This window comes from Arthrobacter sp. NPDC058192 (genome assembly GCF_042883665.1).
Lineage (GTDB): Bacteria > Actinomycetota > Actinomycetes > Actinomycetales > Micrococcaceae > Arthrobacter.
This window is the reverse complement of record NZ_JBHVVJ010000016.1, coordinates 112,245-138,367: the sequence shown is the minus strand read 5'-3', so window position 1 is coordinate 138,367 and position 26,123 is coordinate 112,245. Positions and strand designations below refer to the sequence as shown.

The 26,123-nt window shown below is 68.3% G+C and carries 23 protein-coding genes and 1 pseudogene; 13 read left to right on the top strand and 11 right to left on the bottom strand.

Features of this window, described 5'->3' with window-relative positions:
- Positions 1 to 157: 157 nt before the first annotated feature.
- The 3 genes and pseudogenes from yidC to ACFVVK_RS16425 form a co-directional block, all read left to right on the top strand.
- A pseudogene (gene yidC, locus ACFVVK_RS16435) lies at positions 158 to 934 on the top strand (membrane protein insertase YidC); the annotation flags it as partial.
- A 20-nt stretch (positions 935 to 954) separates the two neighbouring features.
- Positions 955 to 1,614 carry an NAD(P)H-binding protein gene (locus tag ACFVVK_RS16430; protein WP_390269120.1) on the top strand — a complete coding sequence of 220 codons (660 nt, stop codon included), beginning with the start codon at positions 955 to 957 and terminating at the stop codon, positions 1,612 to 1,614.
- An 87-nt stretch (positions 1,615 to 1,701) separates the two neighbouring features.
- The gene (locus tag ACFVVK_RS16425; protein WP_390269118.1) at positions 1,702 to 3,273 is read left to right on the top strand and encodes a Na+/H+ antiporter; all 1,572 of its coding nucleotides are present in this window, start codon (positions 1,702 to 1,704) and stop codon (positions 3,271 to 3,273) included.
- 107 nt (positions 3,274 to 3,380) lie between these two features.
- Here the strand turns inward: ACFVVK_RS16425 and ACFVVK_RS16420 are convergent, their stop codons facing one another.
- Together ACFVVK_RS16420 and ACFVVK_RS16415 are read right to left on the bottom strand one after the other, a co-directional pair.
- Positions 3,381 to 6,077, bottom strand: a complete 2,697-nt coding sequence (locus ACFVVK_RS16420; RefSeq protein WP_390269115.1) for a M43 family zinc metalloprotease — start codon at positions 6,075 to 6,077, stop codon at positions 3,381 to 3,383.
- A gap of 209 nt (positions 6,078 to 6,286) precedes the next feature.
- Positions 6,287 to 7,462, bottom strand: coding sequence for an ROK family protein (locus ACFVVK_RS16415; RefSeq protein WP_390269112.1), 1,176 nt, complete (start codon positions 7,460 to 7,462; stop codon positions 6,287 to 6,289).
- A 105-nt stretch (positions 7,463 to 7,567) separates the two neighbouring features.
- Between ACFVVK_RS16415 and ACFVVK_RS16410 the strand changes: the two genes are divergently transcribed.
- From ACFVVK_RS16410 to ACFVVK_RS16370, 9 genes are all read left to right on the top strand, one after another.
- Positions 7,568 to 9,274, top strand: a complete 1,707-nt coding sequence (locus ACFVVK_RS16410) for a glycoside hydrolase family 13 protein (protein ID WP_390269109.1) — start codon at positions 7,568 to 7,570, stop codon at positions 9,272 to 9,274.
- Positions 9,271 to 10,260: an aldo/keto reductase family oxidoreductase gene (locus tag ACFVVK_RS16405; protein WP_390269106.1), complete on the top strand. Its 990-nt coding sequence runs from the start codon at positions 9,271 to 9,273 to the stop codon at positions 10,258 to 10,260. The genes ACFVVK_RS16410 and ACFVVK_RS16405 overlap by 4 nt, the downstream gene beginning before the upstream one ends.
- A 182-nt stretch (positions 10,261 to 10,442) precedes the next feature.
- Positions 10,443 to 11,309 carry an HpcH/HpaI aldolase/citrate lyase family protein gene (locus ACFVVK_RS16400; RefSeq protein WP_390269103.1) on the top strand — a complete coding sequence of 289 codons (867 nt, stop codon included), beginning with the start codon at positions 10,443 to 10,445 and terminating at the stop codon, positions 11,307 to 11,309.
- A 27-nt stretch (positions 11,310 to 11,336) separates the two neighbouring features.
- Positions 11,337 to 12,281 carry a DUF2797 domain-containing protein gene (locus tag ACFVVK_RS16395; RefSeq protein WP_390269100.1) on the top strand — a complete coding sequence of 315 codons (945 nt, stop codon included), beginning with the start codon at positions 11,337 to 11,339 and terminating at the stop codon, positions 12,279 to 12,281.
- 58 nt (positions 12,282 to 12,339) lie between these two features.
- On the top strand, positions 12,340 to 12,564 hold the full coding sequence (locus ACFVVK_RS16390; RefSeq protein ID WP_390269097.1) for a DUF3188 domain-containing protein: 225 nt from the start codon (positions 12,340 to 12,342) through the stop codon (positions 12,562 to 12,564).
- Positions 12,565 to 12,628: 64 nt separating this feature from the next.
- Complete coding sequence (locus ACFVVK_RS16385) at positions 12,629 to 13,117, top strand: MaoC family dehydratase N-terminal domain-containing protein (protein WP_390269095.1); 489 nt, start codon at positions 12,629 to 12,631, stop codon at positions 13,115 to 13,117.
- Positions 13,118 to 13,119: 2 nt separating this feature from the next.
- Positions 13,120 to 13,572, top strand: coding sequence for a MaoC family dehydratase (locus tag ACFVVK_RS16380; RefSeq protein ID WP_390269093.1), 453 nt, complete (start codon positions 13,120 to 13,122; stop codon positions 13,570 to 13,572).
- 29 nt (positions 13,573 to 13,601) lie between these two features.
- Positions 13,602 to 14,915: an MFS transporter gene (locus tag ACFVVK_RS16375; RefSeq protein ID WP_390269091.1), complete on the top strand. Its 1,314-nt coding sequence runs from the start codon at positions 13,602 to 13,604 to the stop codon at positions 14,913 to 14,915.
- Between the two features lie 27 nt (positions 14,916 to 14,942).
- Positions 14,943 to 16,013: a UDP-N-acetylmuramate dehydrogenase gene (locus ACFVVK_RS16370; protein WP_390269088.1), complete on the top strand. Its 1,071-nt coding sequence runs from the start codon at positions 14,943 to 14,945 to the stop codon at positions 16,011 to 16,013.
- A gap of 38 nt (positions 16,014 to 16,051) precedes the next feature.
- On the opposite strand, the gene ACFVVK_RS16365 is transcribed toward ACFVVK_RS16370, so the two are convergent.
- Complete coding sequence (locus ACFVVK_RS16365; RefSeq protein WP_390269086.1) at positions 16,052 to 16,558, bottom strand: hypothetical protein; 507 nt, start codon at positions 16,556 to 16,558, stop codon at positions 16,052 to 16,054.
- 102 nt (positions 16,559 to 16,660) lie between these two features.
- On the opposite strand from ACFVVK_RS16365, the gene ACFVVK_RS16360 reads away from it, so the two are divergent.
- Positions 16,661 to 17,767, top strand: coding sequence for a winged helix DNA-binding domain-containing protein (locus tag ACFVVK_RS16360; protein WP_390269084.1), 1,107 nt, complete (start codon positions 16,661 to 16,663; stop codon positions 17,765 to 17,767).
- Between the two features lie 16 nt (positions 17,768 to 17,783).
- Here ACFVVK_RS16360 and asd read toward each other — a convergent pair whose 3' ends face one another.
- The 8 genes from asd to ACFVVK_RS16320 all read right to left on the bottom strand — a co-directional run bounded on the left by asd (position 17,784) and on the right by ACFVVK_RS16320 (position 26,048).
- Entirely contained in the window at positions 17,784 to 18,926 is a 1,143-nt protein-coding gene (gene asd, locus ACFVVK_RS16355) for an aspartate-semialdehyde dehydrogenase (protein WP_390269081.1), read from the bottom strand.
- Positions 18,927 to 19,007: 81 nt separating this feature from the next.
- Entirely contained in the window at positions 19,008 to 19,226 is a 219-nt protein-coding gene (locus ACFVVK_RS16350) for an NF038396 family protein (protein WP_390269078.1), read from the bottom strand.
- Entirely contained in the window at positions 19,226 to 19,819 is a 594-nt protein-coding gene (locus ACFVVK_RS16345) for a dihydrofolate reductase (protein ID WP_390269075.1), read from the bottom strand. The genes ACFVVK_RS16350 and ACFVVK_RS16345 overlap by 1 nt, the downstream gene beginning before the upstream one ends.
- A complete protein-coding gene (locus ACFVVK_RS16340) occupies positions 19,816 to 20,619 on the bottom strand; it encodes a thymidylate synthase (protein WP_390269072.1) in 804 nt (267 codons plus the stop codon). The genes ACFVVK_RS16345 and ACFVVK_RS16340 overlap by 4 nt, the downstream gene beginning before the upstream one ends.
- Positions 20,620 to 20,649: 30 nt before the next feature.
- Entirely contained in the window at positions 20,650 to 21,048 is a 399-nt protein-coding gene (locus ACFVVK_RS16335; RefSeq protein WP_390269069.1) for a GntR family transcriptional regulator, read from the bottom strand.
- Positions 21,045 to 22,688 carry a hypothetical protein gene (locus tag ACFVVK_RS16330; RefSeq protein WP_390269066.1) on the bottom strand — a complete coding sequence of 548 codons (1,644 nt, stop codon included), beginning with the start codon at positions 22,686 to 22,688 and terminating at the stop codon, positions 21,045 to 21,047. The genes ACFVVK_RS16335 and ACFVVK_RS16330 overlap by 4 nt, the downstream gene beginning before the upstream one ends.
- 106 nt (positions 22,689 to 22,794) lie before the next feature.
- Entirely contained in the window at positions 22,795 to 23,772 is a 978-nt protein-coding gene (locus ACFVVK_RS16325; protein ID WP_390269063.1) for an NUDIX domain-containing protein, read from the bottom strand.
- An 11-nt stretch (positions 23,773 to 23,783) separates the two neighbouring features.
- Positions 23,784 to 26,048 (bottom strand): RNA degradosome polyphosphate kinase, encoded by a 2,265-nt coding sequence (locus ACFVVK_RS16320; protein ID WP_390269060.1) that lies wholly within the window; start codon positions 26,046 to 26,048, stop codon positions 23,784 to 23,786.
- Between the last annotated feature and the right edge of the window lie 75 nt (positions 26,049 to 26,123).

Below are 26,123 nucleotides of genomic sequence, written 5' to 3'. Positions count from 1 at the left end.
ACGCGGCGCCACTACCGTCAACCACGCCGTTACGCGGAGGTTTTCAAATGAGGCAACGTATCCGGCTACGCGGAGGTTTTCTACGAGTCAACGCGGGCCCGTGACAAGCGGCTCGTTTCACCGTAGCTTTGCCTCACCTGACGGATGGGGGATACCAGTGGACTTCTTTGCAACCGTCATGGCCCCGTTCAAATGGCTGGTCTCCGCCATCATGGTGGGCTTCCACGACGGCCTCAGCAGCATCGGCATGCCGGCGGCGAGCGGCCGGACCTGGATGATGTCCATCATCGGACTGGTGCTCGTGATCCGCGCCGCCCTGATCCCCGTGTTCCTGAAACAGGTCAGCGCCCAGCGTCGGATGCAGTTGCTGCAGCCGGACCTGAAGGAGCTGCAGGACAAGTACAGGGGCAAGACCGACCAGGAGTCCCGCCAGGCCATGGCGCAGGAGCAGATGGCCCTGTACAAGAAGCACGGCACCAACCCGTTCTCGGCCTGCCTGCCCCTGCTGATCCAGATCCCCTTTTTCTTCGCCCTGTTCCAGCTGCTTTCCGGCATCAGCACCGCAGCCGCCCAGAACGAAGGCATCGGTGCCATGAGCGCCGAACAGGTCCAGCAGTTCGGCGAGTCCACGATTTTCGGCGCCCCGCTGTCCGCGTCCCTGCTCCATGGCAGCGGCGGCAGCCAGCTGTCGGTGTGGGTCCTGTCCATTGTCATGATTCTGGCCATGACGGCCGCGCAGATCGTCACGCAACAGCAGATCATGGCCAGGAACATGTCCGAAGAGGCCCCCCCGAGCCCGTTCATGGCCCAACAAAAGGTGCTCCTCTACAGCCTGCCGGTCATCTTCGGCCTGGGTGGCATTGTTTTCCCCATCGGCGTCCTGATCTACTGGACCACCACCAACCTCTGGACGATGGGGCAACAGTTCTTCCTCCGTTGGGACAGAATGGGTCCATGACGCGAATCGCAATCATCGGCGGCCACGGCAAAGTGGCCTTGGAACTGTCCAGGATCCTCGTGGCGGACGGGCAGGAGGTCACGTCCCTCGTCCGCAACCCGGACCACGCGGCCGACGTCGCCGCCACCGGCGCCACGCCGTCGGTCCTGGACGTGGAGAACGCGACGACGGCGCAGATCGCCGATGCGCTCCGGAACCACGACGCCGTCGTATGGTCTGCCGGGGCCGGCGGCGGGAACCCCGAGCGGACCTACGCCGTGGACCGGGACGCCGCGATCCGCTCCATGGACGCCGCGGCCGAAGCGGGGGTCCGAAGGTACGTCATGGTTTCCTATTTCGGGGCCGGGCCGGAGCACGGGGTCCCCGCTGACAACGGCTTCTTCGCCTACGCCGAGGCCAAGGCCGCCGCGGACGCCTACCTGCGCGGCTCGGGGCTCGACTGGACCGTTCTGGGACCGGGCACGCTGACGTCGGGAGCCGGAAACGGGATGATCGACGTCGACCCTGCCGACACGTCGGGCGGCACGGAAACCGCCCGCGCCAACGTCGCCTTGGTGGCGGCAGCGGTTCTCGGGCTGCCGGCCACGATCGGGCGCACCATCGAGTTCCGGGACGGCACCCTGCCACTCGCCGCAGCACTCGGTCCCGTGGAATAGCGAGCGTGCTCCTGCCGATAGGGTAGTGGGGGCCGTCCGGGCGTCCAGAAGGGATGCCCGCGGCCGCATTCGGGGGAGCGCAGACACATGGACCAATTGGCACTGATCGTCGGGCTGTTGCTGGCCACAGTTGCGGCGGTGGGCCTGGGGGACCGGCTCAGGCTGCCCTACCCCGTGCTGATGCTGCTGCTGGCGGTGGGCCTGACGTTTATCCCGGGCTTTCCGGAGGTCCAGATCCCGCCGGAGCTGATCCTGCCCATCTTCCTTCCGCCGCTGCTTTTCGCAACGGCCCAGCGCAGCTCATGGGCCGTCTTCAGGGTCCGCTGGCGCACCCTGCTCATGCTGGCAGTCGCGCTCGTCGTGGTTTCCACCGCAGTGGTGGCCGGGGCGGCGTGGCTCATGATCCCGGGCATCGGCATTCCGGCCGCGATCGCCCTGGGCGCCATGGTGGCCCCGCCGGACCCTGTGGCCGTGGACTCGATCGCCAGCCGGGTGCACATGCCGCGGCGGCTCATCAACGTTCTGCAGAGCGAGGGACTCTTCAACGACGCCGCAGCCATCGTCATCTTCCAGGCGGCCGTCGCTGCCGCCGTGGCCGGCACCAAGATCGCCTCCGACGTCGTCCCCCAGTTCGTCCTGGGCGCCGCGCTGGCGGTGCTGGTGGGAATCGGCATGGGCTGGCTTACGAGTCTGATCACCCGCCTCGTGTCCTCCATGGTGGCCCGCAGCGCCGTCACACTTGTGGTGCCGTTCGCCGCCTACATTCTGGCCGAGGAAGTGCACGCATCCGGGGTGATCGCCGTCGTCGTTACCGCCTTGGAAATCCAGCGCCACTCCCGGCCACAGGACGCCGCCGAAAGGGTCACCCGCACGGCGTTCTGGGACGTCGTGGAACTGCTGATCACCGGGCTGGCGTTCGGGCTCGTGGGGCTGGAAGTGCGGCAGGTCATCCATGACGAAGGCAGCGCCGTGTTTGGCATGGTCGGAAGCGCCGCGGTGGTCTGCGTGCTCGTCTTCGCTGCCCGGTTTGCCTGGCTGGCCATGATGTCCGGCCTGTCGCGGGCCAGGAAGGACGTGCTGCGCCCGACGTCAGCGAAGGATGTGCTGATCCTGACCTGGTGCGGGATGCGGGGTCTGGCCACCCTGGCGCTGGCCCTGGCCCTTCCGCTGACCATTGCGGACGGCTCGCCTTTCCCGGCCCGGAGCCAGTTGCTGGTGATCGCGTGCGCGGTCCTGCTGGCAACTCTGGTGCTGCCTGGGCTGACGCTGCCGTGGCTCATGCGGGTCCTGAAGGCGTCCGAGGACGGCTCGGAGGAGCGCGACGCTGCCCGGGTGCTGGCCCGCCGCGCGCAGCAGGCGGCGATCGCGGCGCTCAAAGACCACGAGCTCATGAGGGAGTTGCCGGCGGAGAAGGTGGCGCTGGTGAAGGAAAAGATGACCCGGCTGCACGCTGAGCTGCTGGACGGAAGCCTGAAGAATGAAAGCGCGGGGGAGAAACGTCAACGCGGCCGCGAACTCGCCATCGCCGTCCAGACCATCGCCCTTGACGCCGCCCGCCAGGAGGTCGTGGCTGCCCGGAACGAGCCGGGCATGGACCCGGAGGTGGCCGACCGTGTGCTGCGCCAGCTGGACCTGCGCACGATGATCATGCCGGAGTGATCACCGCGTTGCGAAACCAATGCCGTCCGGGCCGCTAATACGGAAGCGGTCCCGGACTACCCAGCCCGGGACCGCTTTCCACGCCCTTGACCGGGGCGAACCACATATCAGGGGAGTACTACGCTGCCCTGCGCTGCAGACCAGGTGATGGTTCCGTTCTGGAATTGCTGGCTGCATGCGCCGGTGACAGGGACGCAGGTTTCCGCTGCGGTGGGATAGCCAAGCCGCCCCTTTTCGTACCCTAGGCCGCCCCAGGTTGCACGGATGCCGCCCCAGGTGGCGACGGCGCCGGTGGCGGGCGACCAGTGGATGGAGCCGCCCTGGAATTTCTGGTAGCAGCCGCCGTTGATCAGGCCGCAGGTTTCCTTGCCGGTGGGGTAGCCGAGTTTGCCTTTTTCGTAGCTCAGGCTTGCCCACGTGGTGCGGATGGCGCCCCAGGTGGCGTAGGCGTGGGTGGCGGGCGACCAATGGATGGTGCCGCCCTGGAATGTCTGGTAACAGCCGCCGTTGACCAGCCCGCAAGTTTCCTTGCCGGTGGGGTAGCCGAGCTTTCCCTTCTCGTAGCCCAGGCTCGCCCACGTGGTGCGGATGCCGCCCCAGGTGGCGACGGCGCCGGTGGCGGGCGACCAGTGGATGGTGCCGCCTTGAAATTTCTGGTAGCAGCCGCCGTTGACCAGGCCGCAGGTTTCCTTGCCTGCCGGGTAGCCCAGTTTGCCGTTCTCGTAGCCCAGGCTTGCCCATGCGGTGCGGATGGCACCCCAGGTGGCGTAGGCGTGGGTGGCGGGGGACCAGTGGATGGTGCCGCCCTGGAATGTCTGGTAGCAGCCGCCGTTGACCAGGCCGCAGGTTTCCTTGCCCGTCGGGTAGCCGAGCTTTCCCTTTTCGTAGCCCAGGCTCGCCCACGTGGTGCGGATGCCGCCCCAGGTGGCGACGGCGCCGGTGGCGGGTGACCAGTGGATGGTGCCGCCCTGGAATGTCTGGTAGCAGCCGCCGTTAACCAGTCCGCAGACCTCATTAGCCACCGGGTAGCCGAGCTTGCCGTTCTCGTAGCCCGCGCTGCCCCAGGCCGCGCGGATTGCGCCGAGGGTGGCGAATGCCCCGGTGGCGGGTGACCAGTGGATCGTGCCGCCCTGGAATGTCTGGTAGCAGCCGCTCCTAGCCAGACCGCAGCGCTGACCGCCGGTCGGATATCCAAGTTTGCCGTTTTCGTATCCCAAGGCTGCCCAGGAGGCACGGATCGCACCGACCGTGGCGACTGCGCCGGTGCTTGGTGTCCAGTGCACAGAACCGCCCTGAAAACTTCTGTAGCATCCGCCGGCTTTGAGCCCGCATGCGACGGCGGACGCCGCGCTTCCGAGGGCGGGCGTGGCGGCAGCGACAGGGGCAATGGCTCTGCCGGCTATCGAGAGTAGCGACTCGACCGTCACGCTTGCGGAGGTGGAGGTGATCGCATCAATGCTCACCCGCGTGCCGGCATGGGTGGTAAAGGTCTCTCCCGCCTGCCAGGTCTGGCGGGGGTTGTAATAACCGGAGAACGGTCTGGAATCCGGCAGCAGAACCAGCGAGCCGGCCCCCAGCTGCTGGACAATTTTGACGCCGCTGTTCAGATCCACAGCCTCGGTGGTGTCATAACTGACCGGCAGCCGCAACTCCAGGAAATAGACTTCGCCGCTGACGGGATCCCTAAACTTCACTGCCCGGTTCGCCGCGGTACCCGCCCATGCCCCTAAGGTGAATTTCTTCGGACCGTTGAGGATCCCGGCGTCGACGATTTCGTCGCCGCGGCCAAATCCCCCATAGGCCCAAAGAGTTGAGCTGATGGCGGGCTGGCTGCGCTGGGAGATGCCCATCAGATCCAGGCTGTCGCCGTATTCCCGGATGTAGCAGCTGGAATCGGCGAACGTCCCGTCCGAGTTCGTGGCGACGTCCTGCGCGCCGCTTCCGCACTGAAGGCTGTTTGCGTGCATGAGGCCCAGTACGTGCCCGAACTCGTGAGTCAGGACGCTGTTGGTCAAGGTCGCCGGAAGCGGCATGATGACCCGCCCGCTGGTGCCCTGATAACTCCAGCCGGCGCCATACGCGCCGTCGGAGAGTGTCGGCGTGGAGACAAAGACCACCAAAGCGGTATTGGGGCTGGGGGTCCACCCGAGCTCTCCGGCAATGGTGTTCATCATGTCCGGGTAACGCTGCGTCGAGGTGGCCTTGCTGCTACGGCTCTCCACCTTGGTCACGGTCATCGACAAACGGCCGTTGGACATCGTCTTCCAATAGTTACTGCTGGTGGAGATGGAAGCCTGCGCGGCGGCCTGCGGGATGGTTGCCTTCCTGTCGGCCAACTGGACCAGGACCAGGCGTACTTTGATGTCGCCGGAGCGGGTCAGCGAATAGGACTCCGTGGTCCGGGCCGTCGCGGCGGCGCCGGCAGGTGCGCCCTTTTTCCCAACCGGGGGCGGATTTTCGAACGTGTGCGCAATGAAGGGTTCGTCGGAGCCTTCCACCGGGAGCGACTCAACCGTCGTGAGCGGCGCGCTGAGCTTGGCGGTGGCGGAGGGGCTTGGCGCCGGCTGGACCGTTTTCGCGGTGGGAGCCGGGGCAGCAGTGGGAGCCGGCGCCGGCGAGACCTTCGCGGTGGGAGCCGGGGCAGCAGTGGGAGCGGGCGTGGGCGTGGCGGCCGGAGCTGCCGGAGCTGTTGCGGTTTCGGTCGCGACGGGTGTCGGCGACTGCTCAGCGTGGGCTGGCACCGTGCCGGTAGCCGGGACCGAAGCCAAGGCAAGGACAACCGCGGCTAACAACGCAGTCTTCATCCGTAAAGAGTTCACGTTTATCTTTCATGAGACGGCCGTCCAGCCGACGGGTCAGCTGGACGGCCGCAAGAGACCAAAGAATGAGGTCAGTCTACGGACGGCAGGCCGCGATTACGGGAAACTTGCGCCAAACTTTGGACTTGCGTATCCAATCGTTGCCGAATCTTGAGCAACCGCTCTGCTGAAAAACTAGGGCACCCGCCAGGCTCTCAGCCGGTCAGTTCGAGTTCCAGCGCATTCGCCTCGACGTAGTCCAGGGCGTGCCGGACCGCGCCGACCGTCACGATCGCGTCGCCCAGCGGGGAGGCCGTCACCCGGGGCGGCGTCGCGGTGAAGCTTGGGAGCAGTGCCGCGATCTCCGGCAGGAGGACACCGGCGGACTCGGCGACGGCGCCGCCGATCACCACCTGCTCGGGGTTGATCAGGCTCGCGATCGAGGCGATCACGCGCGCCATGCGCTCCGAAATCCGGCCCAGGATCGCCAGCGCCGCCGCATCTCCGTGCGCCGCGTCCTCGAACACGCGCGGGGCGCTGGCTGCGCCGCCGGCCGATGGTCCGCCGTTTGCCGCGGACCACTGCCTCGCCAGGGCCGCGATGCCGTCGCTGGAGCCGACGCCCTCCACCATGTCCAGGTAGCCCATCTCGCCGGCTGCCCCGCCGCGGCCATGGAGCAGCCGCCCGGATTCCATGACCCCGGCGCCGAGGCGTTCGCCGGCGAGGAGCACCACCAGATCGTCCACGCCCGCACCGGAACCGCGCCAGCGCTCACCGAGGGCGGCCAGATTGGCGTCGTTCTCCAGGAGCACCGTCCAGCCGTGCAGCTCCTTCAGCGCGGAGCGGAGCCCGACGTCGAACAGGCTCCAGAACCGCTGGGTCACGAGCACGTTGCCCTCCCGGTCCACCGGCGCGGCGATCCCGGCGCCTACGGCCAGGACCCTGCCCGGGTCTGTCCCTGCCGCCTCGAGAGCCTGGCGGCACGCGAGGTCGACGACGGCGATCCGTTCCTGGGCGGGGATGTCCGCGGCGCGGAAGCTCTCGCTGGAGCGGCCGATGACGGTGCCGCGGAGGTCGGCCACGGCAGCGGTGGTGGTTGCGGCGCCAATGTCGAGGCCCAGTACGACGCCGGCCTCCGGGTTGTAGGCGAACCGGCGGGCCGGGCGGCCCTTCCGGGCCTTGTCAGCGTTCGCCGGGGGCTGCTCCAGCTCCACGATCCAGCCCCGGCCGATGAGGTCCTCGCAGACGGCGATCACCGAGGCCCGGGTCAGCCCGGTCAGCGCCATCAGCTCGGTGCCCGTCGCGACGTCGGCACCCCTCAGATGCCGCAGCACGGCCTGGGCGTTGACGCGGCGCAGCAGCTGCGGGGTGGCGGCGGCTGCGTGCGGCATCACTTCTTGACCTCTTCTGTCCACGGACACATAATTGTTCAGGCAATAGATTTAGCTTGTATCTAAATTACCAGAAGCCCTCTCCCAGCCCCGAAGGATCATCCCTTGCCCAACACCGCCACGCTGGCAACCCTGTCCGGTTCCGACCTCGCTGCCGACCCCAACTGGTGGCGCCAAGCCTCGGTGTACCAGATCTACCCGCGGAGCTTCTCCGACTCCAACGGGGACGGCCTGGGCGACATCAAGGGCATCACGGCCAAGGTGCCGTACCTGCAGCAGCTCGGCATTGACGCCGTCTGGCTCTCCCCGTTCTACCCTTCGGCGCTCGCCGATGGTGGCTACGACGTCGATGACTACCGCGACGTCGACCCCAAGCTCGGCACCCTGGAAGACTTCGACGAAATGTCCGCCGCGCTGCACGCCGCGGGCATCAAGCTCATCGCGGACATCGTCCCCAACCACTCCTCCAACCGGCACGAATGGTTCCGGGAGGCGCTGGCCTCCCCGCGCGGCTCCGCCGCCCGCGACCGCTACATCTTCCGCGACGGCCAGGGGGAGAACGGCGAGATCCCGCCGGCGGACTGGGAATCCGTGTTCGGCGGCCCCGCCTGGGAGCGCATCACCGAGCCCGACGGCACGCCGGGCCAGTGGTACATGCACATCTTCGCCAAGGAACAGCCGGACCTGAACTGGGCCAACCGCGAGATCCGCGACGACTTCCTGAAGACCCTCCGCTTCTGGTCCGACCGCGGCGTGGACGGCTTCCGGGTCGATGTGGCGCACGCCCTGACCAAGGACCTCACCGAACCCCTCATCTCCAAGGTGGAGCTGAGCGCTGCCAACACGGGCACGGACGGCTTCACCGACGGATCGCACCCGTTCTGGGACCGCGACGAAGTCCACGAGGTCTACGCCGAATGGCGTGAGGTGTTCAACGAGTACAACCCGCCGCGCACCGCCGTCGCCGAGGCCTGGGTGCACGCCACCCGCCGGGCCCGCTACGCCAGCCCGGAGGGGCTGGGCCAGGCGTTCAACTTCGACCTCCTGCAGGCCGACTTCGACGCCGCGGAGTTCCGCGAAATCATCACCCGGAACCTCGCCGAGGCGACCGAATCCGGTGCCTCCTCCACGTGGGTCTTCTCCAATCACGACGTGGTGCGCCACGCTACCCGCTACGGGCTGCCCCGGGGCGGCGGCAAGCACGCCCAGGGCCAGGACGGCAAGGGCTGGCTGCTGGCCGGCGCCCCTGCCGAGGAACTCGACGTCGAACTCGGCCTGCGCCGGGCACGCGCCGCGACCTTGCTGATGCTGGCCCTGCCGGGCTCCGCCTACCTGTACCAGGGCGAGGAGTTGGGCCTGCAGGAAGTCACCGAGATCCCGGACGCCGAGCGCCAGGACCCCACGTTCTTCCGGAACAAGGGTGTGGAGATCGGCCGCGACGGCTGCCGCGTCCCGCTGCCCTGGGCTCCGGCGGGCACCTCGTTCGGCTTCGGCGACGGCGGCGCACACCTGCCGCAGCCGGCCTGGTTCGAGCGCTACGCGGTGGCGGCCCAGGACGGCGTGGAGGGCTCCACCCTGGAGCTGTACCGCAAGGCCCTGACGCTCCGCCGCGAGCTGCAGACCTCCGAAGAACTCGAATGGCTGGACTCCGGCAGCGCCGACGTCCTGCACTTCACGCGCCCCGGCAACTGGCAGACGGTGACCAACTTCGGTGACGCCCCGGTTCAGCTGCCGGCCGGCGAGGTGCTGGTCAGCAGCGGCCCGCTGGACGGCGGACTGCTGCCGGCGAACACGACCGTCTGGCTGCGGTGAGCCCCACGGCACAGGAACCCTCCGGCACCCCGTCGGCAAGCTCCGGCCAGGAGCTGATCTACGGCTGCATGGGCCTGGGCGGAAGCTGGTCGGCGGAGCCGTACTCGTCCGCGGAGGTGGACGAGGCGGCCGCCGCCGTCGAGGCTGCCCTGGGCGCGGGCATCACCCTGTTCGACCACGCGGACATCTACCGCAGCGGCAAGTCCGAGGCAGTCTTCGGCGAGGTCCTCGCCGTCACGCCCGGGCTGCGGGAGAAGATCCGGCTCCAGACCAAGTGCGGCATCCGGCTGGGCGAGCAGGGTCTCCAGACGCACTACGACCTGAGCCGTGACGGCATCCTCGAACGGGTCAACGGCAGCCTGAAACGGCTGAAGACCGACTATGTCGATGTCCTCATGCTGCACCGCCCGGACCCCTTGGCGGACCCCGCGGAGGTGGCATCCGCCGTCGGGCAGCTGATGCGGGAAGGCAAAGTGCGGCAGGTTGGTGTGTCCAACATGTCCGGCCCCCAGATCGAGGCGCTGCAGGACCACTTGGACACCCCGGTGGTCGCCAACCAGCTGGAAATGAGCCTGCTGAAACGGGCCTGGCTGGAAAGCACCGTGCTGGTGAACCACGCGGAGGGGCTGGACCACAGCTTCCCGCACGGGACCGTGGAGTTCTGCGGCCGGCAGGGAATCACCCTGCAGGCCTACGGGGCGCTGGCCCGGGGCCACTACAGCGGAGCCCCGCCGGAAAGCCCGACGCCGGCCGAAGCGGCCACTGCCGTGCTCGTGGCCGAGATGGCGACGGCGATGGGAACCACCGTCGAGGCCGTCCTCCTCGGATGGCTGATGCGGCACCCGGCCCGGATTGCGCCCGTGATCGGTTCGGCCAACCCGGGCCGGATCCGGGCCTGCGCCGGGGCAGCGCGTGTGGCAGCCGAGATGACCCGCGTCCAGTGGTACAGGCTCTGGGTCACCGCGCGGGGCAGCAACATCCCCTGACCCGCCAAACCCAACCGGGCCGCAGCGAAGGCCGTCTGAGCGCTCAGAACGGCCTTCGCTGCGACCCGGTTGGAACGGGGAGGGCGGCCTGCCGGATTTTGGTCGTATTGTTCGCCGTATTGTTCGCCGGGCAGACAGCTGCTGCTTAGCGTTTGGGCGCCCCGGGCGGATACGGTAGAGGTATGACCTCTATCTCCGCCGCCGTCGAGACTGTCCGGCCCGAACGTAACATCCCCGCCGAAATCGCCCGTTCGTGGCTTTTGGTCAACGCCATGAAGCCCGAGCTTTTTGACGTCTCCGCTGTGTCGCGCGCCGACTCGATCATTCTGGACATCGAGGATGCCGTGGACCCCTCGCAGAAGGACGCCGCCCGCGAGAACGTCGTGAACTGGCTGGCCTCTGGCGGCCAGGCCTGGGTGCGGATCAACGACGCCACCAGCCCCTTCTGGGCCGACGACCTCGCCGGGCTGCGCGGCACTCCCGGACTGCTCGGCGTCATGCTGGCCAAGACCGAATCGGCCGACCAGGTCACGGAGAGCTTCCACCGGATGGACGGCAAGACCCCGGTCATCCCGCTCGTGGAGTCCGCCGTCGGCATTGAGGAAGCCAACAACATCGCCAAGGCCCAGGGCGCCTTCCGCCTGGCCTTCGGCTCCGGCGACTTCCGCCGCGACACCGGCATGGCCGCCACCGCCGAAGCCATGGCCTACCCGCGGGCCAAGCTCGTGGTCGCCAGCCGCGTCGGCAACCTGCCGGGCCCGATCGACGGCCCGACCGTCGGGACCAGCCACCCGATCCTGCGCGAACAGACCGGCATCACCGTGATGATGGGCATGACCGGCAAGCTCTGCCTGGCGATCGACCAGACCCCGGTGATCAACGAAGTCATCAGCCCCACCCCGTCCGACGTCGCCTGGGCCACGGACTTCATGGCCGACTTCGAAGCCAGCGGCCGCGTCATCCGTGACGGCTCGGACCTTCCCCGCCTGGGCCGCGCCGAGAAGATCATGAAGCTCGCCGTAGCCTTTGGCGTGCAGCCGGCGCTGTAGCCCACCCGTACCAACCCAGGAGACCCCGTGACCGGAACCCGTTATCTGGTCCACGGGGTCTTTTGGGATGGCCCCGCGCCGGTTCCCGGGCAGCCCGACGGCGGCCTCCCCCCGGTGCTGCGTGTCCAGGACCCTGGCGGCAATTTCACCGACCTGACCCTCGACGCCGGAACCCGGCTCGGTTTCAGGATCAATGGCGAGGGGAAGTCCTGCCTCGGGCACCACAAGGTGCACGGGCCCGCGGACCGGGACCACGTCGTGTGCCCGACGCGGGGGCCGGCCGTGAAGGGCAGCCAGTGCGAGCGGTGCTTCGTGCTCGACGACTCTAGGCTCATCCATGACTTCCACCGCAGCGGCCGGGTCCCGCCGGGCCTGCGGGCCTACCTGATGCAGCCGCACTGGCTCTACATCGCCACGTTCGCCGGCGGAGCCTGCAAAGTGGGAACCGCTTCCCACCTGCGCAAATGGAACCGGCTCGCCGAGCAGGGCGCCGTCGTCGCCCGCTACATCGCGCACGCCGACGACGGCCGCGTGGTCCGGATCCTTGAGGACATGATCACGCGCGACGCCGGCGTGCCGCAGCAGGTCCGCTCCGCCGCCAAGGCGGCAGCGCTCGTGTCGCCGGCAGCCGCCGCGGAACTCGACGCACTCAACGGCCGGCTGGCGGGGGAGTCCCGGGCCCTGCTTTCCCGCACCGGCGGTGAGGGGTTCAAAGTCGTGGACGAGCGGTGGATCCGGCCGGCGCTCTCGGCCGGCGCCTGCACACAGGCCGCCCGGCATGCCTACCCCCACGACCTGGGCAGCGGAGCCCACGGCTTCCGGATCGACTCGCTGAGCGGCAGCGTTGCGCTCGCGGCGCTGGACGCCAGCGGACTGGAATTCGTGGTGAACCTCGGGCACCTCAAGGCACGGGTGATCGAATTCGGTGACCACGGCTCGGACGTCCCGGCGGTGCAGGAGCTGTTGTTCTGACGCCGGTCTTGACCGTGACGCGAAAATTACCCGCGGCGCGCCCCGGTAGACTGGCACGGTGCTGAACGAATTCTGGGCCACCGCGTCAACCACCTACAAAGCGATCGTCTTCAGCGCCATGGGCCTGATCGCCGTCGGCATCATCCTCAACGTGGTGGGCAACAGCACCGGCAACCAGGCCCTGGCCCTGGCCTCACTGCCAGTGATAGGGCTGGGCCTGATTCTGCACATTGTAGGTCTTGTGGTCCGCGGCCAGGCCGTCCGTAAGAACCTCAAACGCTAGCAACCGGACTGCGCAGCCCTGTCACGAAACCGGGCGGCCGCGGGCGTGGCGATAGGGTGGAACCATGACTATCAATCCGGATCTGCAGGGGCGCAGCTACCCTGCCGCAGAGGTGTATGACGTCGGTCGCGAGAAGATCCGCGAGTTCGCGCGCGCGGTCCAGGCCACCCACCCCGCCCACTTCGACGTCACCGCCGCCAGGGCGCTGGGCCACCGTGACCTCGTCGCGCCGCCGACCTTCGCCATCATCGTGGCCCAGCGCGCCGACGCGCAGCTGATCGAGGATCCGGAATCCGGCATCGACTTCTCCCGCGTGGTCCACGCCGACCAGCGGTTCACCCACCACCGCCCCATCGTCGCGGGTGACCGGCTGGTCGCCGAGCTGCACGTCGACGGCGTCCGCGCCATGGGCGGGGGAGCCATGATCACCACCCGCTCCGAAATCTTCGCGCTTGGCAGCGATGTCACCGGCGCTGCCGGTGACGCCGCCGGCGCCCGCGAGCCCGTCGCCACCACCACCTCGTCCATCCTGGTCCGCGGAGAGGGACAGTAGCCATGAACACTGCATCTATTGCTCCCAAGTTCGCGGATCTCACGGTCGGCCAGGACATCGGCAGCCGCAGCATCGCCGTCAGCCGCGCCGACCTCGTCAAGTACGCCGGCGCCTCCGGCGACTTCAACCCGATCCACTGGAACGAGGCCTTCGCCACGGGCGTGGGCCTGCCGGGCGTGATCGCCCACGGCATGTTCACCATGGGCGCCGCCGTCCAGCTCGTGACCGACTGGGCCGGCGACCCGGCCGCCGTCGTGGACTTCCAGACCCGCTTCACCAAACCGGTTCCCGTGGCTGACACAACAGGCACGCCCGACGCCGGTGCCGTGATCGAGGTCAGCGGCGCCGTCGGGGCGCTCGACGCCGACGCCGGCACCGCCCGCATCGACCTCACGGTCGCCGCCGCCGGGCAAAAAGTCCTGGTCAAGGCCCAGGCCGTCGTTCGGCTGGCCTAGCCCGTGGCGCCGCAATTCAACGAACCGCTGTGACCAACGCTGTCTTCACCCCGGCCGCGGAGATCACACACTGGCGGAACGCGGTGGTGGTGGCCTACGCCGCCAGCGGCATCGCGTTCTCCACGTGGGTGTCCCGGCTGCCGGCGATCCGTGACGGCCTGGACCTGACGCCTGGCACGGTCGGGCTGCTCCTGCTCTGCATGACGGCAGGGTCCTTCCTGTCGGTGTCCGCCTCAGGCCTGATCGTGCTTCGGCTCGGCTCCAAGCGCACCATCCGGATCGGCAGCATCATGGTCGGGTGCGGGCTCCTGCTGGCAGGCTTCGGCACCTCCGTGCTGGCCAACCCGGTGGCGGTCGCCGCAGGACTGGCCGTCATCGGACTGGGCACCGCGAGCTGGAACACCGCGTCCAACGTCGAAGGCGCCGCGGTGGAACGCGCCGTCCGGAGGCACATCATGCCCCGGCTGCACGGTTCCTTCAGCCTGGGCACCGTGGCGGGAGCCGGGCTGGGTGCCTGGGCCGCCGGTGCCGGCGTCCCGGTCTTTTGGCACCTGGCGGCTGCCGGCCTACTGGTGGCCGGCTCGGTGGCGACGGCCGCGGCCTGGTTCCGTGCGGACATCACCCCGATCCAGGGGGAACGCCCCTTCACGGCATCCGGGACGGACACCTTCGAGGACCCCTCCACCGGGCCCATCCCCGTCGTCCGGCAGACGGACGCGGTCCCCGAGCAGCCGTTGGACAGCAAACGACAAATCGCGCAGGCCTGGCGTGACCGGCGGACCCTGCTCCTGGGCGTGCTGGTGCTCGGGCTTGCCCTCGCCGAAGGGGCTGCGGGTGACTGGGTAGCCCTGGCGCTGGCTGACGGCCACGGCCAGACCGACGCCGCCGGAGCGGCGGGCTACGGCCTGTTCGTCACCTTCATGACCGTGGGCCGCTTCGCCGGCACCGTGGTCCTGGACCGTTTCGGCCGGGTCCCGGTGATGCGCTGGTGCGCGGCACTGGCGGTCCTGGGCCTGGGATTGTTCGTCTTCGCCCCGGTTCCCTGGCTGGCCTTCGTCGCCCTCGCCATCTGGGGACTCGGCGCCTCGTTGGGGTTCCCGGTGGGCATGTCCGCTGCTGCCGACGATCCCGTCAGGGCCGCTGCCCGGGTGTCCGTGGTGTCCACGATCGGCTACGGCGCCTTCCTCTGCGGGCCGCCGCTGCTGGGCCTGCTGGCGGAACACGTAGGCATCCTGCACTCGTTGCTCGCCGTCATGGTGATGCTCGTCGCCAGCTTCCTGCTCTCCCCGGTGGCGCGCAGACTCCCAGCGGCTGCTGCTGCCGTGGGGACCGGTATCAGGTGAGGGCATGATCCCGGCTAGGCTGGTTGGGTGACCCAGATTCTGCTCTCCGCCCTGACCACCTCCGCTGTCGGCGGCCCCGCCGGCAGCTATCTTGAGGCCCGCAGCGAGGCCGACATCATCGACGCCGTGCGCACGGCGGACGCGGCCGGCCAGCCGTTGCTGATCATCGGCGGCGGTTCCAACCTGCTGGTCTCCGACGACGGTTTCCCCGGCACCGTCCTGAAGATCGCCTCGGAGGGCTTCACGGTCAACGCCGAGGACTCCTGCGGCGGCGTCGCCGTGGTGGTGCAGGCCGGGCACAACTGGGACGCCTTCGTTGACCACGCCGTGAAGCATGCCTGGTCCGGCGTCGAGGCGCTTTCCGGGATCCCCGGCGCCACGGGCGCCACCCCGGTGCAAAACGTCGGAGCCTACGGCGCCGACGTCTCGCAGACGATCGCCGCTGTGCGCACGTGGGACCGGGAACGCAACGCAGTGCAGACGTTCACGAATTCCGAACTCAAGTTCGGCTACCGGGACTCCATCCTCAAACAGACCACCGTCAACGGCTCGCCGCGCTATGTGGTGCTCACCGTGGAATTCCAGCTCCCGCTCGGACGGATGAGCGCCCCGATCCGCTACGCCGAGCTCGCCCGGGCGCTCGGCGTCGAACAGGGCAAGCGGGCCTACGCCAACGACGTCCGCCGCGAAGTGCTGCGGCTCCGGGGATCCAAGGGCATGGTCTGGGACGCGTCCGACCGCGACACGTACTCCACGGGCTCCTTCTTCACTAACCCGATCGTGCCCGAAGAAGTCGCGGCGCTGCTGCCGACGGAGGCGCCGCGCTACCCCGGCGGCGCGGACGGACTGACCAAGCTTTCGGCGGCCTGGCTGATTGACCAGGCCGGCTTCGCCAAGGGCTTCGGCCTGGATCCGGACAGTGTCTCGGGCGGCCGGGCATCGCTTTCCACCAAGCACACGCTCGCCGTCACCAACCGTGGCGGGGCGAGCACGGCGGACATGCTGGCCGTTGCCCGCGAGGTGCGCCACGGCGTTGTCGAGCGTTTCGGGATCGAACTGCACCCGGAGCCGCTGCTGATCGGCGTCGCACTCTCCTAGCGCGAACGCTCCAAGCGCCGTTAGCCGGAAGCCGCCGCCTACCGGTCCGCGCGGCGGGGGACCACTTTGCTGAAGAGCATGAATGTGAAACCGGAGGCCGCGGCGCCGAGCAGGAAGACCTGGCAGAAAGCCACGGACTGCGTGCTGGGCCCGCTCTGAAGCACCAGCCCGGCGCACGCGAACGCCACGGCGCCGGCGAGAAAGGCAAGTGCGCCGAGCAGGAAGGCCTGGACAGTGGCCGGAAATTCCCCGGCAGAGTCCAGCTGAAACTCCTGGCCCCGAGGCGCCAGACCCCCGGCGTTAGCGCCCTCCGGGAGCCGGCCACGGGGCTGCAGGGCTGCTGCCATGACGAAGCTGCACACGGACACGGCCATGGACATGCCGGCCACCAGCTGCAGCGTACTCATCATGGGCGAAAGTCGGGTGCCGCTGGCAATGGCGACGGCGAGACCGGCAGCCATGCCGGCGGCGCTGGAGGCCCAGCCCAGCAGGGCCAGCTTCCGGCACAGGGGCCGCAGAAGCGGCCACACCTCACTCATAGTCATGCATCAAGGGTAAAGAGGCCCGCTGGACGGCGGCTGGGAACTGCCGGGCAACAGCCCGGCAGCCGGCCGCTGTCCTACCGGCTGGGGTCATACCATAGGTCCATGACAGACGTGAGGGGCACCCGGCTCAGTCCCGGGATCATGGGCAGGCTGCGGCTCACCGCGCAGGGTTTGCTGGGGTCCGGTTTTGAGACCGTCCCGGAAGCAGTCCGCGCCATGACGGCGATGCAGGCGCAGGACCTTCAGGCCGTTCTCTGGGCTGTCGCCCAGCGCGTTCCGGGTGCCCGCGTTGACGATGTCCGCGGGGCGCTGGATCGGGCGGAGATCGTCCGTTCCTGGCCCATGCGCGGAACCCTGCACGTACTGGCCCCCGAAGATTTGAAGTGGATGCTGGCCATCACCTCCGATCGGCTGATCCGTGGCATGGCGGGACGCCACCGGGAGCTGGAGATTGAGGCCCGGGACGTGGAAGCAAGCCGTGAGGCAGCCCTGGAGCTCGTCCAAGGTGGAGGATCGGCGACGCGCCAGCAGCTTTTCGCAGCTTTTGAGGCTGCGGGCCAGTCCACGGCGGGCCAACGCGGCATCCACCTGCTGGGGATGCTGTGCCAGCGGGCCTGGCTGGTCTTGGGGCCGCTCGCGGGGAGCCAGCAGCTCATCAAGGCGTTCGACGAGTGGATCCCGAAATCCCGCGAACTGGACCGTGCCGAAGGCATCGCGGAACTGCTGTTGCGGTACATGCTCAGCCACGGCCCGGCCACGGAACGCGACTTCGCGTGGTGGTCGAACACGCCGGTGACAGAGGTCCGCACCGCCTTGGCCCTGGTAAAGGACCAGCTCGTTGGGCTGGAATTCGAAGGGGCCACCTACTGGCTGTCGCCGGCCACCGCCGGACTGCTCGAGGACGGTGTGCCCGGACAGCGCACCGTGCTGGCCCTGCCGGGGTTCGATGAGTTCCTGCTGGGCTACACGGACCGGTCCCTCGTGCTGCCGCCGGAGCACGCCGACAAGATCGTCCCGGGCGGCAACGGCGTGTTCAAGAAAACCATCGTCTCGGGCGGTCAGGTGATCGGCACATGGGCGCGGGCGGGCACTGGCAGAACGTCCGCCGTCGCGCCGGACCCCTTCGACGCGGTTAACGGGCTGCGGCCTGCCGCTCAAAAGTCCTTTGAGCTGCAGGCCGCGAAGTACCGCAGATTCCTTGGTGCCTGACGTGAGTCAGTGACCCCTAGAGGTTTCCGGTGGCGATGCGGAGCATGCGTCGCAGCGGCTCGGCAGCACCCCACAGCAGCTGGTCACCGACCGTGAACGCGCTGATGTACTCCGGGCCCATCTCGAGCTTGCGGATACGGCCCACCGGGATTTCCAGCGTGCCGGACGCGGCCACCGGGGTCAGTTCGGCCATGGAGGCTTCCTTCGTGTTGGGCACCACGCGGGCCCACTCGTTGTCGGTGTCCAGGAGCTTCTCGATGTCGCCCACCGAGAGGTCCTCGCGGAGCTTCAGCGTCAGGGCCTGGGAGTGCGAGCGCATTGCGCCGATCCGGACGCACAGCCCGTCCATGATGACGCGGTCCTCGGAGGTGGTGCCAAGGATCTTGTTCGTCTCGGCCCCGGCCTTCCATTCCTCCTTGGACTGGCCGTTGCCGAGGTCCGCGTCGATCCAGGGGATCAGGGAACCGGCCAGCGGGACGCCGAACTGCGTGGCGTCGATTCCGGTGCGCTGGTGGGCCAGGACCTTTCGGTCGATCTCGAGGATGGCCGACGCCGGGTCGCTCAGTTCGGTGCTGACCTCGGCGTTGAGGGTGCCGAACTGGTTCAGGAGTTCACGCATGTGGCGTGCCCCGCCGCCGGACGCGGCCTGGTACGTCATGGAGGTGCCCCACTCGACCAGGTTGTTCTTGAACAGTCCGCCCAGGCCCATGAGCATGCAGGACACGGTGCAGTTGCCGCCGATGTAGTCCTTTACCCCGCCGGACAGGCCGGCGTCGATGACGTCCCGGTTGATGGGGTCAAGCACGATGATGGAGTCGTCGTTCATGCGCAGGGTGGAGGCGGCGTCGATCCAGAGGCCGTCCCAGCCGCGGCTGCGCAGCTCGCCGTGCACCTGCTTGGTGTAGTCGCCGCCCTGGGTGGTGACAATGATGGGCAGCTTGGCCAGCGTTTCGAGGTCATACGCGTCCTCGAGCTTGCCGGCGTCGCCCGCGGTGGCTCCGGCAATGGCCGGGGCAGCGCCGCCCGCGTTCGAGGTGGAGAAGAAGACCGGGTTGATGCTGGCGAAGTCGCCCTCATCCTGCATGCGCTGCATCAGGACGGAACCGACCATGCCGCGCCAACCGACCAGGCCGACGGACGGGGTAGCTGCTGTAGTCATGCGCCCATTTTAGACAACACCTGGGGCAGGGCGCAGTCGGTTACGTCACGCCTGCTGTTTCGCGCGCCTGCGGCCCGGCCGTCAGTCGGCGCGCGGCTCCTCCAGCAGCGCCGCTTTGCGCCGGCGCAACGCGAAGACCGCCCCGAAGGTGAAGACCTGTGTCACCACCACCAGCACAATCAGCCCGAGGATCTTGTTGCCACCCAGGATCATGGTCAACCCCACGATGGCCGAGAGCAGCGCCAGCAAGGGCAGGAGCATGTAGCCCAGGACAAAAAGCGTCTCGGGTTTCCTCAGCATTATTTGGCCTCCGTCCGGCGCCACAGCGTGAACCGGTACCGCGTTCCGTTGGCGGACGTGAGCCAGCCGGTGGCCGGCTCACTGGCGGTCAGCTTCCATTCGTAGGTGAGCTCGGGCGCGTAGGTGTCGCCGTCGGTCTCGGAATCGATGAACGTCACCACCGCGACGTCTGCGACGTCCACGGTCTGGGCAAAAATTTCCCCGCCGCCCAGCACCCAGACCGTCTCGTGGCCGGGAGCGAACTGGGACTCCAACAGCGCGTCGTCGAGCGACTTCACCGCCAGGGCACCCGCCGCCTCGGCGGTCTCACCCCAACCTTCCTGCCGGGTGACCACAATATTGGTGCGTCCCGGCAGCGGACGGTACTTGTCCGGAAAGGAAAGCCAGGTTTTGCGCCCCATGACCACAGGATGCCCTTTGGTCAGCCGGGTGAAGTGCAGCATGTCCTCGGGAAGGTGCCACGGCATGTCGCCGTCCTTGCCGATCACGCCTGCGGTGGTCTGCGCCCAGACCAGCCCGACCCCGGTGGTGGACGCCCGGAGTTGCTCAGTGAAATCGCCGGGCTGCCCGCCCGGGGTGCTGTCTTTGCTCATACGGCTATCGGCGCCTTAATCGTCGGGTGGTGCTGGTATCCGACCACTTCGAAGTCCTCGAGGGTGTAGTCGAAGATGGAGTCCGGCTTGCGGATGATTTTCAGCTGGGGGTAGTCATAGGGCTCGCGGGCGAGCTGTTTGAGGACCTGGTCCATGTGGTTGTCATAGATGTGCACGTCCCCGCCGGTCCAGACGAATTCGCCCGGCTCCAGGCCGGTCTGCTGCGCCAGCATGCAGGTCAGCAGCGCGTAGGAGGCGATGTTGAACGGCACGCCCAAGAACGTGTCAGCGGAGCGCTGGTACAACTGGCAGGAGAGCTTGCCGTCGGCCACGTAGAACTGGAAAAACGCGTGGCAAGGGGGCAAGGCCATGTCCTTGAGTTCGGACACGTTCCACGCCGAGACGATGTGGCGGCGCGAGTCCGGGTTGGACTTGAGGTTCTCCACGAGTTCGGCGATCTGGTCGATGTGGCCCCCGTCGGGCGTGGGCCAGGACCGCCACTGGACCCCGTACACGGGACCGAGTTCGCCCTCGGCGTCCGCCCACTCGTTCCAGATCGTCACGCCCTGGTCCTGCATCCATTTGACGTTGGTGTCGCCGCGCAGGAACCACAGCAGCTCCACGGCCACGGACTTGAAGTGCACCCGTTTGGTGGTGATGAGCGGGAAGTTCTTGCTCAGGTCAAAGCGCAGTTGGCGGCCAAATACGCTCAGCGTGCCGGTTCCGGTACGGTCCGATTTGTGCGTGCCGTGCTCGAGGACGTCACGCAGCAGGTCTTCATAGGGCGTAGGGATGCTCACGGTTCCAGTCTACTGAGTCACCGGCTTTCCTTACCCGTATGACCGGCCCAGCCTCGCCCGAAGGATCGTCAACAGGGCGGCGTCGTCAAGCCCGGCCCCGCGGCCTTGCGCAATGTAGCGGTCGACGGCGGCGATCACCTCCGCGCCCGCGGCCACCTGCACCCCCGCAGCGGCATGCAGGGCAGGCGTCGCCGCCACCACGGTGCCGTTACGTCGCCGGGTTTCGGTCAGCCCTGCCAGTTCGAGCTCCCTGTAGGCCCGGGCGACTGTTCCGGCCGCGATGCCCAGGTCCGCCGCCAGGCTGCGGACTGTCGGTAGCCGGGCTCCCGGTGCCAGCGTGCCGGCTGTAATGAGGGCAGCGATCTGCGCCCGGATCTGGGCGTACGGCGGTGTAGCCGAGCGCAAGTTGACGGAGATTCCCGCTGTCACTCGGCAGGTTCCTTCTCCGGCCGCGGAGCCGGAGTGGTCCGGGGCCGGGCCAGCATCCGGACCGGGATGACGGCGATGACCACGGCCGCGGCGCCCAGCACAGAGCCCGCCAGGGTCGCGGGCCACCACGACCCGGCGGCCGGATCGACTGCATCTCCAAAGGCGTCGGGACCGAACACCGCCGCCCACGCTGTGCTCCGGGTCAGCAGCAGTATTGCGGCCTGGGCCGTGACACTGGCCGCGAGGGTCCGTACGGTCCGGTGGACGGTGATGGCACGCAGCGCCGCGTCCATGCCGGCGGGAAGGTCGGGTACGGACCGGCGGAGCCGGGCGGTCAGGAACGCCGGCAGCGCCATGGCTGCCGTGCCGGCCGCGAACAGTGCGGCAGGAGCCCAGCCGGGCTCCTCGGCCAGCAGGGCCTGCCCCGCGGCGGTGAGCACGAGGGCCAGCAGGAAGACCAGCAGCGCCAGGACCGCCGTGGTCAGCAGGGCGGGGCTCACTGGCTGGCGGGGCCAGGTGCGCGGCGCGTTCCGCGTTCCGTAATTGCGCTGCAGCACCAGCTCACCTCCGGCGATGGCAAGCAGGACTGAGGTGGTCATCAGAGCCACGAATCCCGCAAGTCCGTAGCTGGCGGCACCCATGAGAGCAGGTGCGAGGAAGACGCCGGCCAGCAGGGGCACGGCTGCAGCCAGGCCCAGAAGCGCTCCGAGCGCGGAGACCAGTCGCGCCGCCGGGTGCTGGGGCCCGGTGAGGCCGGCTTCGGGCCGGTTCCGGGTGCCCAGTCCGGCGGAGGCAAGGCGGGGCGGCCGCCACTGCCACATGACGAGCAGGACCACGGTGCACGCAAGGCCTGCCGGATTCATCCAAGACGACCTTTCTTGGGAGGGATTCGGCAGGGCCGCGAAGTTCCCCGCGATGGCCGCCAGCCCGGCAGCCACCGTGGATACCGTGCGCAGCAGCCGGTTCATTGCGATGGTCCGCAATACGGCATTGTCGGCGGCGTCGAGGGACTCCAGTTGACGGCGGCGGGAGACCATCCACAAAACCAGCCACGTCCCTCCGCCCAACACCAGCAGGGCGCCTCCGAGCCAGCCGGCCACCTCCGGCCCCGGGATACGCCCGTCGCCGCCGCCGTTGTAATAGTTGTTGCCGTTTTCGACGTTATATTGGCCGTCGCTGACCGTGGTGGGAGCCACCGCCGCGAATCCGGGCAGTGTGCCGGCCCGTACGATGGCGGCGGCAGCCGAGAGGAAGATGGCTGCCGTGGTGAACGCCAGCCTGCGTGGCATGAAGTCTCTGATGCGCCGTGCGGACAGCACGGCCTGCCGCCGCATTCGCCGCGGCCCCGGATAAGTGATCTGGCCCAGGGCATGCACGGTCAGGCAGCCCAGGACCGGCCATCCCAGGGCCGGGACGATCGACCCGGCGCTTACCACTGCGGTGGCCGCGGATGGATTGGCCGGGATGATGCCCAAAGTCACGGCTCCCTGGAGGGAGCTCGCCAGCCAGCCGATCACGCCCACCCACAGTCCGTGCTGCGCCACGGTCTGCGGCGAAGTCCCGGTCCCGGGGGCCCAGATCACCCACCGAAGCACGGCGTAGACAAGCAGCGCCGCGATTGCCGGTCCGAGCAGTAGCATCGGCGGAAGGTAGAACTGGACCGGCATGAAATCCCCCAAGATTCAGCAGCTATGTATCAAGCTATTGATACAAACTAGGCTGTGAGCCCCCGGGGGGTCAAGGATCTCAGTCGTCGAACGGCCTGAACCGCTCCACGGCCACCACTTTCTTCTTGCCTCCGCGCGCCACGTGGCACACGATCATCTCGCCCGGGGCCAGGAACGGGTCCGAGTCGGGAAGCTCGTCCCGGAGGCGGGCGCTCATGTGTTTTGCGAGTTGCTTCAGGACGGTCGGCAGCGCCGGCCGGTGCGTACAGAGGGCCACGGCCCGCTGCTTGTCGAACAAGCCCTCAACGACGGCGGCCGTCTTGTGCGGGCTGCGGTTGTGTCGGTGCTCGGTGAGGGACTCGTTGAGCTTCACTTTGACCTCGGCCGCCTTGGCGTAGGGCGCGATGGTGGCCACGCACCGCAGCCACGGGCTCGAGACGATCCGGACAGGCTTCCAGGCTCTCAAAAGCCGTCCCACGGCCTGCGCCTGCCGGATGCCGGTGGCGGCGAGCGGGCGGTCCCCTTCAGCCTTGGTCCAGGAGGAGCGGGGCTTGGCCTTGGCATGGCGGACCACCAGCAGCGGCCAGGTCTCCAGTTCCCCGCGGGCGTGGGCGTCCGCGAGGTGCTGCAGCGGTTCGACGTCGCCCGGGTTGCTCAGCAGGCGGGCGGCCTTCTCGGGCGCGCACCACATGACGCTGTCCACTTCCCTGCCATCCGGCAGCAGCGCGGCGCCGTCGACGTCGACCGCCCAGTAGTGGACCACCTTCAGCCCGGCGGCCACATGGTAGTGGATGGGCGGCAGCGGGATGCCGAGCGGAGCGGCGAGCCCGATCTCCTCCTCGACCTCGCGTACGGCGCATTCCGGGATGGTCTCGCCGGGGTCGATTTTGCCTTTCGGCCAGGACCAGTCGTCATACCGCGGCCGGTGAATCAGCAGGACCTCAAGCTCGTCCTTGTTGGCCGAGTTGAGGCGCCAGGGGATGGCGCCAGCGGCCGTGACGGCAACTTCTTCGCCGGGATGGTCGGTCTGGTCCGCAACCAGTGAATCGCTGCTCACGCTCACGGACCCTACCGCAGGCTGGTCGAACGTTGACGCGAGCGGGAAGCCAGCAGCCAGGACTGGACGTCGTCGAGGTGGCGACCGTCTTCTGCGAGGTGGTGCCGGGTCCATACGCCCTGGTTGTCCAAGTGCCAGCTGGCGGTTTCGGGATCCATGTAGCGGTTGAGCAGGTCCAGGACGTAGCTCGTGTCCGCGCCGGCCGAGAGCTGCACGAGGGCCTCCACCCGGCGGTCCAGGTTCCGGTGCATCATGTCCGCCGAGCCGATGTACACCACCGGGTCGCCGCCATTGGCGAAGGCGAAGACGCGCGAGTGCTCCAGGAACCGGCCCAGCACGGAGCGGACCGTGATGTTCTCGCTCAGGCCGGGAACGCCGGGCCGCAGGGAGCAGATGCCGCGGACAATGACGTCCACCTGCACCCCGGCCTGGGACGCCCGGTACAGGGCGTCGATGATGGTCTCGTCCACCATCGAATTGACCTTGATCTGGACCCGGGCGGGGATGCCGGCCCTGGCGTTCCTGATCTCGGTTTCGATCCTGTCAATCAGGCCCGACCGGACCGAGCGCGGTGCCACGAGCAGCCGCTTGAACGTGGACTTCGGCGCATAGCCGGACAGCTGGTTGAACAGCTTCGAAAGGTCTTCGCCCACCTGCTCGTTGGCGGTGAGCAGGCCGAGGTCCTCGTAGTAGCGGGCCGTGCGCGGGTGGTAGTTGCCGGTGCCGATGTGGCAGTAGCGGCGCAGGCCGTCCACTTCCTGGCGGACCACCAGGGAAAGCTTGCAGTGGGTCTTCAGGCCGACGATGCCGTACACCACATGGACGCCGGCCTGTTCCAGTTTCCGGGCCCAGGAGATGTTGGCCTGCTCATCGAAGCGGGCCTTGATCTCCACGAGGGCCAGAACCTGCTTGCCGGCTTCGGCGGCGTCGATCAGCGCATCGACAATGGGGGAGTCCCCGGACGTGCGGTACAGGGTCTGCTTGATGGCCTGGACCTTCGGGTCCGCGGCCGCCTGTTCCAGGAACGCCTGGACGGACGTGGAGAAGGAATCATACGGGTGGTGCAGAAGGATGTCCCGGCGCCGCATGGCGGCGAAAACGTTGGCCGCCTTGGCCGTCTCGGATTCATTGAGGTGCCGCGAGGTGTGCGGGACGTGCTTCGGGTAATGCAGGTCCGCCCGGTCGATCCCGGAAATCACGGACAGCCCGCGCAGGTCCAGTGGTGCCGGCACCGAGTAGACCTCGGATTCCTCGACGCCGAGTTCGCGGATCAGCAGGGCCCGGATGTTCGGGTTGATGTCGTTGGTGACCTCGAGCCGGACGGGAGGGCCGAACCGGCGGCGCAGGAGTTCCTTCTCCAGCGCCTGCAGCAGGTTCTCGGCGTCGTCCTCTTCAACCTCGACGTCCTCGTTGCGGGTCACGCGGAAGGTGTGGTGCTCCAGGACCTCCATGCCGGCGAACAGTTGGTCCAGGTGTACGGCGATGACCTCCTCGAGGGCGATGAACCGTGCCACGCGGCCCGGGACGGAGCCGGCGCGGGCGCCGTCGATCGAGATCAGGCGGGGCAGCTGGTCGGGGACCTTGACGCGGGCGAAGAGTTCCTTGTCGCTGACCGGGTTGCGGACCACCACGGCCAGGTTCAGGGAGAGCCCGGAAATGTAGGGGAAGGGGTGGGCCGGGTCCACCGCCAGCGGGGTCAGGATCGGGAAGACCTTCTCCGCGAACATGGCGCTGAGCTGGTCCTTGGCCTGCGAGTCGAGTTCCTCCCAGTGCATGAGGTGGATGTGCTCGTAGGCCAGGGCCGGGCGGATCTGCTCGGCGTAGACGCGGGCGTGGCGCTCCTGGAGCCGGTGGGCTTCCTCGCCGATCTGCTCCAGCACCTGCACGGGGCTCAGCCCGGCGGGGGAGGGGACCGCGAGGCCCGTGGCGATCCGCCGCTTCAGCCCGGCCACCCGGACCATGAAGAACTCGTCCAGGTTGGAGGCGAAGATGGACAGGAATGCGACCCGCTCCAGCAGGTACAGGCTGGGGTCCTCGGCCAGTTCCAGAACGCGGGCGTTGAAGGCCAGCCAGCTGAGTTCGCGGTCCAGGAACCGGTCCGGGCTGATGTCGCCTTCCGGTTCCAGGTTCGGCGCGAACTCGGGTATGTCGATGCGGTCCTGCGTGGCGCGTGAGGCCGGAACTTCGGAGGAACCAAAGCGGGCCCGTACCGGGCGCGCCCCCTTATCCGGACTAGCGTGTTCGGATGTTGATGTCCGGGCAGTGTCCCGTGGCATGGTGTCTCCTCAATGCTGGCGCGATGTAGCCTCAACCTTACAAGCAATACGGCCCGATGACCCCAGATTTCGGCC

Bases quoted from the DNA above. Each gene is read 5' to 3' on its own strand.
- ACFVVK_RS16420 (WP_390269115.1), bottom strand. From the start codon at position 6,077: ATGAAGACTGCGTTGTTAGCCGCGGTTGTCCTTGCCTTGGCTTCGGTC.
- ACFVVK_RS16415 (WP_390269112.1), bottom strand. From the start codon at position 7,462: ATGCCGCACGCAGCCGCCGCCACCCCGCAGCTGCTGCGCCGCGTCAAC.
- ACFVVK_RS16380 (WP_390269093.1), top strand. From the start codon at position 13,120: ATGAACACTGCATCTATTGCTCCCAAGTTCGCGGATCTCACGGTCGGC.
- ACFVVK_RS16345 (WP_390269075.1), bottom strand. From the start codon at position 19,819: ATGAGCAAAGACAGCACCCCGGGCGGGCAGCCCGGCGATTTCACTGAG.
- ACFVVK_RS16425 (WP_390269118.1), top strand. From the start codon at position 1,702: ATGGACCAATTGGCACTGATCGTCGGGCTGTTGCTGGCCACAGTTGCG.
- ACFVVK_RS16365 (WP_390269086.1), bottom strand. From the start codon at position 16,558: ATGACTATGAGTGAGGTGTGGCCGCTTCTGCGGCCCCTGTGCCGGAAG.
- ACFVVK_RS16320 (WP_390269060.1), bottom strand. From the start codon at position 26,048: ATGCCACGGGACACTGCCCGGACATCAACATCCGAACACGCTAGTCCG.
- asd (WP_390269081.1), bottom strand. From the start codon at position 18,926: ATGACTACAGCAGCTACCCCGTCCGTCGGCCTGGTCGGTTGGCGCGGC.
- ACFVVK_RS16360 (WP_390269084.1), top strand. From the start codon at position 16,661: ATGACAGACGTGAGGGGCACCCGGCTCAGTCCCGGGATCATGGGCAGG.
- ACFVVK_RS16400 (WP_390269103.1), top strand. From the start codon at position 10,443: ATGACCTCTATCTCCGCCGCCGTCGAGACTGTCCGGCCCGAACGTAAC.
- ACFVVK_RS16350 (WP_390269078.1), bottom strand. From the start codon at position 19,226: ATGCTGAGGAAACCCGAGACGCTTTTTGTCCTGGGCTACATGCTCCTG.
- ACFVVK_RS16330 (WP_390269066.1), bottom strand. From the start codon at position 22,688: ATGCTACTGCTCGGACCGGCAATCGCGGCGCTGCTTGTCTACGCCGTG.
- ACFVVK_RS16385 (WP_390269095.1), top strand. From the start codon at position 12,629: ATGACTATCAATCCGGATCTGCAGGGGCGCAGCTACCCTGCCGCAGAG.
- ACFVVK_RS16430 (WP_390269120.1), top strand. From the start codon at position 955: ATGACGCGAATCGCAATCATCGGCGGCCACGGCAAAGTGGCCTTGGAA.